10 protein-coding genes are annotated in these 7,561 nt (G+C 40.2%); all 10 read left to right on the forward strand.

Translation table 11 applies throughout. The annotated features are described in order from the left end of the window. Positions 1–162: 162 nt before the first annotated feature. Entirely contained in the window at positions 163–576 is a 414-nt protein-coding gene (locus HT723_RS06420) for a GNAT family N-acetyltransferase (protein WP_171043429.1), read from the forward strand. A gap of 429 nt (positions 577–1,005) precedes the next feature. Further along, entirely contained in the window at positions 1,006–1,206 is a 201-nt protein-coding gene (locus HT723_RS06425) for a F0F1 ATP synthase subunit C (RefSeq protein ID WP_001054562.1), read from the forward strand. Positions 1,207–1,240: 34 nt separating this feature from the next. Beyond that, a complete protein-coding gene (gene atpB / locus HT723_RS06430; RefSeq protein WP_000392851.1) occupies positions 1,241–1,957 on the forward strand; it encodes a F0F1 ATP synthase subunit A in 717 nt (238 codons plus the stop codon). Positions 1,958–1,970: 13 nt separating this feature from the next. Beyond that, positions 1,971–2,465, forward strand: coding sequence for a F0F1 ATP synthase subunit B (gene atpF / locus HT723_RS06435; protein WP_172934868.1), 495 nt, complete (start codon positions 1,971–1,973; stop codon positions 2,463–2,465). Continuing rightward, positions 2,465–3,001, forward strand: coding sequence for a F0F1 ATP synthase subunit delta (locus tag HT723_RS06440; RefSeq protein ID WP_023941011.1), 537 nt, complete (start codon positions 2,465–2,467; stop codon positions 2,999–3,001). The genes atpF and HT723_RS06440 overlap by 1 nt, the downstream gene beginning before the upstream one ends. Before the next feature lie 14 nt (positions 3,002–3,015). Beyond that, positions 3,016–4,521 carry a F0F1 ATP synthase subunit alpha gene (gene atpA / locus HT723_RS06445; protein WP_172934869.1) on the forward strand — a complete coding sequence of 502 codons (1,506 nt, stop codon included), beginning with the start codon at positions 3,016–3,018 and terminating at the stop codon, positions 4,519–4,521. 15 nt (positions 4,522–4,536) lie between these two features. Further along, complete coding sequence (locus HT723_RS06450; RefSeq protein ID WP_000301223.1) at positions 4,537–5,415, forward strand: F0F1 ATP synthase subunit gamma; 879 nt, start codon at positions 4,537–4,539, stop codon at positions 5,413–5,415. An 85-nt stretch (positions 5,416–5,500) separates the two neighbouring features. Beyond that, the gene (atpD, locus tag HT723_RS06455; RefSeq protein WP_000094360.1) at positions 5,501–6,907 is read left to right on the forward strand and encodes a F0F1 ATP synthase subunit beta; all 1,407 of its coding nucleotides are present in this window, start codon (positions 5,501–5,503) and stop codon (positions 6,905–6,907) included. Positions 6,908–6,917: 10 nt separating this feature from the next. Continuing rightward, entirely contained in the window at positions 6,918–7,337 is a 420-nt protein-coding gene (locus HT723_RS06460; protein ID WP_000068041.1) for a F0F1 ATP synthase subunit epsilon, read from the forward strand. A gap of 6 nt (positions 7,338–7,343) precedes the next feature. Then, a partial coding sequence (locus HT723_RS11595; protein WP_345890243.1) for a hypothetical protein occupies positions 7,344–7,561 on the forward strand: 218 nt, incomplete at its 3' end.

The raw sequence follows: 7,561 nt of genomic DNA on the forward strand, positions 1-7,561 counted from the left end.
ACAACCTCAAAACCATGCTTTGAGCAACCTGTGGCTAGTTTCCTAGTTTGCTCTTTGATTTTCATTGAGTATTAGATGTATAGTGCATTGAAGTTAAAATAGTATACTTTGGTTTCTAAGACATTGTTAGAAATTAGATTAAATTCCTTAATCGATTTGCGCATGTTTTATTTTATTTCACTATACTTTAGATTGAAAAATAAGGAATCACATAAATCGCAAGAAATAGGGAATTTGATTCGTGTTTATAACCGTTCAAAAAGAGAGGAAGCTGAAAGTGAGCAACTTAATCTTTATGTCGAAGATGAAAAGGGCAATCTCCTGGCAGGTTTGATAGTAGAGACTTTTAGAAATTGGCTAGAAATCGAGTATTTATTTGTAAAAGAGGAACTGAGAGGGCAAGGAATCGGTTCAAAACTATTGCAGCAAGCAGAAACTGAAGCTAAGAATCGAAACTGTCGTTTTGCCTTTGTCAATACCTACCAGTTTCAAGCTCTTGATTTTTATAAAAGGTATGGCTACAAGGAAGTCTTTAGGTTACAAGACTATCCCTACATTGGGCAAAGATATTATTAGCAAAAGAATCTGTAAGGTGAGTATGGAGGTATAATACAAAGAGAGGCTCGCACATAAGTATGGAGGTGGACTGATGTATATGAGTAACTATCGATAAATACCAGTTATAACCTAGAAATTGTGTCTTTCTGGGCAATATTGGGTACAATGCAATGGCAGCTGAGAAATTGGGAATCAAGGCTTATCGGGTTAAGAAAAGAAGTGATGTGGTTGATATCTTAAAACAATTTATTTAAACTAAAAACTCTCTATCTTTTTAAATTGACATTAATCCGAGATTCCCCTCTCGAGTTTTTCAGAATAGAGTGAAATCCGAAAGAAAATGGAAATAATTTTTATTAAACGCTTCCAATAGCGGTTAAAAGTTGACAAATTTAAATTTTAGGACTACACTAAGTAAGTAAATTTTATTTTAAAGGAGAATTCGTTATGAATTTAACATTTTTAGGCTTATGTATTGCCTGTATGGGCGTATCTGTCGGTGAAGGTTTATTGATGAATGGACTGTTTAAATCAGTAGCACGCCAACCAGATATGCTTTCTGAGTTTCGTAGTTTGATGTTTTTAGGTGTTGCCTTTATTGAAGGAACTTTCTTTGTAACTCTTGTCTTCTCATTTATTATCAAATAAATACATGGAACGAGAAGAAAAGGGAGGATTTTAGATGGAAGAAAGTATTAATCCAATCATCTCTATTGGTCCTGTTATCTTCAATCTGACTATGTTAGCCATGACCTTGTTGATTGTGGGAGTTATTTTTGTCTTTATTTATTGGGCAAGCCGCAATATGACCTTGAAACCCAAAGGAAAGCAAAATGTACTTGAGTATGTCTATGACTTTGTTATTGGATTTACAGAACCTAACATTGGTTCGCGCTACATGAAAGATTACTCACTCTTTTTCCTTTGTTTATTTCTTTTCATGGTGATTGCCAATAACCTTGGCTTAATGACAAAGCTTCAAACGATCGATGGGACTAACTGGTGGAGTTCGCCAACCGCTAATTTACAGTATGACTTAACCTTATCTTTTCTTGTCATTTTGTTGACACATATAGAAAGCGTTCGTCGTCGTGGATTTAAAAAAAGTATAAAATCTTTTATGAGTCCTGTTTTTGTCATACCGATGAATATCTTGGAAGAATTTACAAACTTCTTATCTTTGGCTTTGCGGATTTTTGGGAATATCTTTGCAGGAGAGGTCATGACGAGTTTGTTACTTCTTCTTTCCCACCAAGCTATTTATTGGTATCCAGTAGCCTTTGGAGCTAATTTGGCTTGGACTGCATTTTCTGTCTTTATTTCCTGCATCCAAGCTTATGTCTTTACTCTTTTGACATCTGTGTATTTAGGGAATAAGATTAATATTGAAGAGGAATAGAAAGGAGTAACTGATGCACGTAACAGTAGGTGAATTGATTGGTAATTTTATTTTAATCACTGGCTCTTTTATTCTTTTGCTAGTCTTGATTAAAAAATTTGCATGGTCTAATATTACAGGCATTTTCGAAGAAAGAGCTGAAAAAATTGCTACTGATATTGACAGTGCTGAAGAAGCCCGTCAAAAAGCAGAAGTATTGGCCCAAAAACGTGAAGATGAATTGGCAGGCAGTCGCAAAGAAGCCAAGACAATCATTGAAAATGCAAAGGAAACAGCTGAGCAAAGTAAGGCTAGTATCTTAGCAGATGCTAAACTAGAAGCAGGACGCTTAAAAGAAAAAGCAAACCAAGAAATTGCTCAAAACAAAGCTGAAGCTTTACAAAGCGTTAAGGGTGAGGTAGCAGATTTGACCATCAGCCTAGCTGGTAAAATCATCTCACAAAACCTTGACGGTCATGCCCATAAAGAACTCATTGATCAGTATATCGATCAGCTAGGAGAAGCTTAATGGACAAGAAAACAGTAAAGGTAATTGAAAAATACAGCATGCCTTTTGTCCAATTGGTACTTGAAAAAGGAGAAGAAGCCCGTATCTTTTCAGACTTGACTCAAATCAAGCAAGTTGCTGAAGAAACAGGTTTACCTTCTTTTTTAAAAAAAGTGACAGTAGATGAGTCTGACAAGAAAAAAACGATTGCTTTTTTCCAAGACTCTGTGTCACCTTTATTACAAAACTTTATCCAGGTTCTGGTCTACAATCACAGAGCAAATCTTTTTTATGATGTGCTTGTAGATTGCTTGGACCGACTTGAAAAAGAAACAAATCGATTTGAAGTGACGATTACTGCTGCTCATCCTCTAACTGATGAACAAAAGAGTCGTTTGCTCCCTTTGATTGAGAAGAAAATGTCTCTGAAAGTAAGGAGTGTAAAAGAACAAATCGATGAAAGTCTCATTGGTGGTTTTGTTATTTTTGCCAATCACAAGACAATTGATGTGAGTATTAAACAACAACTTAAAGTTGTTAAAGAAAATTTGAAATAGAAAGTGGTGTTCTTTTGGCAATTAACGCACAAGAAATCAGCGCTTTAATTAAGCAACAAATTGAAAATTTCAAACCCAATTTTGATGTGACTGAAACAGGTGTTGTAACCTATATCGGGGACGGTATCGCGCGTGCTCATGGCCTTGACAATGCCATGAGTGGAGAGTTGTTGATCTTTGAAAACGGCTCTTATGGTATGGCTCAAAACTTGGAGTCAACAGACGTTGGTATTATCATCCTAGGTGACTTTACAGATATTCGTGAAGGCGATACAATCCGCCGTACAGGTAAAATCATGGAAGTCCCAGTAGGTGAAAGTCTGATTGGTCGTGTTGTGGATCCGCTTGGTCGTCCGGTTGACGGTCTGGGAGAAATCCACACTGATAAAACTCGTCCAGTAGAAGCGCCAGCTCCTGGTGTCATGCAACGTAAGTCAGTCTCAGAACCATTGCAAACTGGTTTGAAAGCTATTGACGCCCTTGTACCGATTGGTCGTGGTCAACGTGAGTTGATTATCGGTGACCGTCAGACAGGGAAAACAACCATTGCGATTGATACAATCTTGAACCAAAAAGATCAAGATATGATCTGTATCTATGTCGCAATTGGACAAAAAGAATCAACAGTTCGTACGCAAGTAGAAACACTTCGTCAGTACGGTGCCTTGGACTACACAATCGTTGTGACAGCCTCTGCTTCACAACCATCTCCATTGCTCTTCCTAGCTCCTTATACTGGGGTTGCCATGGCGGAAGAATTTATGTACCAAGGGAAGCATGTTTTGATTGTATACGATGATCTATCAAAACAAGCGGTAGCTTATCGTGAACTGTCACTCTTGCTTCGTCGTCCTCCAGGTCGTGAAGCTTTCCCAGGAGATGTCTTCTACCTTCACAGCCGTTTGCTTGAGCGCTCAGCTAAAGTTTCTGATGAACTTGGTGGTGGATCAATTACAGCTCTACCATTTATCGAGACACAAGCAGGAGATATCTCTGCCTATATCGCAACCAACGTGATTTCTATCACTGATGGACAAATCTTCCTTGGTGATGGTCTCTTCAATGCGGGTATTCGTCCAGCCATCGATGCGGGTTCATCTGTATCGCGTGTAGGTGGTTCTGCACAAATCAAAGCCATGAAGAAGGTTGCTGGTACACTTCGTATCGACCTTGCTTCATACCGTGAGTTGGAAGCTTTCACTAAGTTTGGTTCTGACTTGGACGCAGCAACACAGGCTAAGTTGAACCGTGGACGTCGTACCGTTGAGGTCTTGAAACAACCTGTTCACAAACCATTGCCTGTTGAGAAACAAGTAACCATTCTCTATGCTTTGACACATGGTTTCTTGGATACTGTTCCAGTAGATGATATTGTTCGTTTCGAGGAAGAGTTCCATGCCTTCTTTGATGCTCAACATCCAGAGATTTTGGAAACCATTCGTGATACAAAAGACTTGCCAGAAGAAGCAGTCTTGGATGCTGCGATTACAGAGTTTCTCAACCAAACCAGCTTCCAATAAGAATAGAGGTGTCAGATGGCAGTATCTCTAAATGATATTAAAACAAAAATCGCCTCAACAAAAAATACGAGTCAAATCACTAATGCCATGCAAATGGTCTCAGCTGCTAAGCTTGGTCGCTCTGAAGAAGCTGCTCGTAACTTCCAAGTTTACGCTCAGAAGGTTCGCAAACTTTTGACAGATATTCTTCATGGTAATGGAGCTGGTGGTTCAACCAATCCGATGTTGATTAGCCGTCCTGTGAAGAAGACAGGCTATATCGTTATCACTTCAGACCGCGGTTTGGTTGGAGGTTATAATTCCTCTATTCTGAAAGCCGTTATGGAGTTGAAAGAAGAATACCACCCAGACGGTACAGGTTTTGAAATGATCTGTATTGGTGGAATGGGAGCTGATTTCTTTAAGGCTCGTGGTATTCAACCACTTTATGAACTACGTGGCTTGGCAGACCAACCTAGCTTTGATCAAGTTCGTAAGATTATTTCAAAAACAGTTGAAATGTACCAAAATGAACTCTTTGATGAGCTTTATGTTTGCTACAACCACCATGTCAATACCTTGACAAGCCAGATGCGTGTGGAACAAATGCTCCCAATTGTGGATTTGGATCCAAATGAAGCGGATGAAGAATATAGCTTGACTTTTGAATTGGAAACCAGCCGAGAAGAAATTTTGGAGCAGTTGTTGCCACAGTTTGCTGAAAGTATGATATATGGGGCTATCATTGATGCCAAGACAGCTGAAAATGCTGCGGGTATGACAGCCATGCAAACAGCGACTGATAATGCTAAGAAAGTCATCAATGATTTGACAATTCAGTATAACCGTGCCAGACAGGCGGCGATTACACAAGAAATTACAGAAATCGTAGCAGGTGCTAGTGCCTTAGAATAGGCTCTAGTCCAGCTCGTATGAAAATGAACTTAGGACCTAGTTGAGCTAGGAACCGACAGTATCTTATATAGAATAGGAGAAGGAGATGAGTTCAGGTAAAATTGCTCAGGTTATCGGTCCTGTTGTAGACGTCTTGTTTGCAGCAGGGGAAAAACTTCCTGAGATTAACAATGCACTTGTCGTCTACAAAAATGACGAAAGAAAAACAAAAATCGTCCTTGAAGTAGCCTTGGAGTTGGGAGATGGTATGGTCCGTACTATCGCCATGGAATCAACAGATGGGTTGACTCGTGGAATGGAAGTATTGGACACAGGTCGTCCAATCTCTGTACCAGTAGGTAAAGAAACTTTGGGACGTGTCTTCAACGTTTTGGGAGATACCATTGACTTGGAAGCTCCTTTTACAGAAGACGCAGAGCGTCAGCCAATTCATAAAAAAGCTCCAACTTTTGATGAGTTGTCTACCTCTTCTGAAATCCTTGAAACAGGGATTAAGGTTATCGACCTTCTTGCCCCTTATCTAAAAGGTGGTAAAGTTGGACTTTTCGGTGGTGCCGGAGTTGGTAAAACCGTCTTGATTCAAGAATTGATTCACAACATTGCCCAAGAACACGGTGGTATTTCAGTATTTACTGGTGTTGGGGAACGTACTCGTGAGGGGAACGACCTTTACTGGGAAATGAAAGAATCAGGCGTTATCGAGAAAACAGCCATGGTATTTGGTCAGATGAATGAGCCACCAGGAGCACGTATGCGTGTTGCCCTTACTGGTTTGACAATTGCTGAATACTTTCGTGATGTAGAAGGCCAAGATGTGCTTCTCTTTATCGATAATATCTTCCGTTTCACTCAGGCTGGTTCAGAAGTATCTGCCCTTTTGGGTCGTATGCCATCAGCCGTTGGTTACCAACCAACCCTTGCTACGGAAATGGGGCAATTGCAAGAACGTATCACATCAACTAAGAAGGGTTCTGTAACCTCTATTCAGGCCATCTATGTGCCAGCGGATGACTATACTGACCCAGCGCCAGCAACAGCCTTCGCTCACTTGGATTCAACAACTAACTTGGAACGTAAGTTGGTACAATTGGGTATCTACCCAGCCGTTGACCCACTTGCTTCAAGTTCACGTGCCTTGGCACCTGAAATCGTTGGAGAAGAGCACTATGCAGTTGCTGCAGAAGTAAAACGTGTCCTCCAACGTTACCATGAGTTGCAAGATATCATTGCTATCCTCGGTATGGATGAGCTTTCTGATGAAGAAAAGACCTTGGTTGCACGTGCCCGTCGTATCCAGTTCTTCTTGTCACAAAACTTCAACGTTGCGGAGCAATTTACTGGTCAGCCTGGTTCATATGTTCCAGTTGCTGAAACGGTACGTGGATTTAAAGAAATCCTTGATGGTAAATACGACCACTTGCCAGAAGATGCCTTCCGTGGTGTAGGTTCTATCGAAGATGTGATTGCAAAAGCTGAAAAAATGGGATTTTAAGAGGTAATCTATGGCTCAGTTAACTGTCCAGATCGTGACACCAGATGGTCTCGTCTATGATCACCATGCCAGCTATGTATCGGTTCGAACTCTGGATGGTGAGATGGGGATCTTGCCACGACATGAAAATATGATTGCGGTTTTAGCAGTTGATGAAGTAAAGGTAAAACGTATTGATGACGAAGATCACGTGAACTGGATTGCAGTAAACGGTGGCGTTATTGAAATTGCCAATGATATGATTACAATCGTTGCTGACTCTGCAGAACGTGCTCGTGATATCGATATCAGTCGTGCAGAACGTGCCAAACTTCGTGCAGAACGTGCAATTGAAGAAGCACAAGACAAACACTTGATTGACCAAGAACGTCGTGCGAAGATTGCACTGCAACGTGCCATTAACCGTATTAATGTCGGAAATAGACTATAAGAAAAAATGAACTTGAAAATTCCAAGTTCATTTTTTTATGGTGTTTTATACTCAATAAAAATCAAAAAGCAAACTAGGAAGCTAGCCGCAGGTTGCTCAAAACACTGTTTTGAGGTTGTAGATAGAACTGACGAAGTCAGCTCAAAACACTGTTTTGAGGTTGTAGATAGAACTGACGAAGTCAGCTCAAAACACTGTTTTGAGGTTGTAGATAGAACTGACGA

Origin of the sequence: Streptococcus sp. 2106 (genome assembly GCF_013277315.1) — a bacterium.
GTDB classification, from domain to species: domain Bacteria; phylum Bacillota; class Bacilli; order Lactobacillales; family Streptococcaceae; genus Streptococcus; species Streptococcus pseudopneumoniae.

Coding starts and splice junctions, on each gene's coding strand:
- atpD (WP_000094360.1), top strand. CDS start 5,501: ATGAGTTCAGGTAAAATTGCTCAGGTTATCGGTCCTGTTGTAGACGTC.
- HT723_RS06450 (WP_000301223.1), top strand. CDS start 4,537: ATGGCAGTATCTCTAAATGATATTAAAACAAAAATCGCCTCAACAAAA.
- HT723_RS06460 (WP_000068041.1), top strand. CDS start 6,918: ATGGCTCAGTTAACTGTCCAGATCGTGACACCAGATGGTCTCGTCTAT.
- HT723_RS06425 (WP_001054562.1), top strand. CDS start 1,006: ATGAATTTAACATTTTTAGGCTTATGTATTGCCTGTATGGGCGTATCT.
- atpF (WP_172934868.1), top strand. CDS start 1,971: ATGCACGTAACAGTAGGTGAATTGATTGGTAATTTTATTTTAATCACT.
- HT723_RS06440 (WP_023941011.1), top strand. CDS start 2,465: ATGGACAAGAAAACAGTAAAGGTAATTGAAAAATACAGCATGCCTTTT.
- atpB (WP_000392851.1), top strand. CDS start 1,241: ATGGAAGAAAGTATTAATCCAATCATCTCTATTGGTCCTGTTATCTTC.
- HT723_RS06420 (WP_171043429.1), top strand. CDS start 163: ATGTTTTATTTTATTTCACTATACTTTAGATTGAAAAATAAGGAATCA.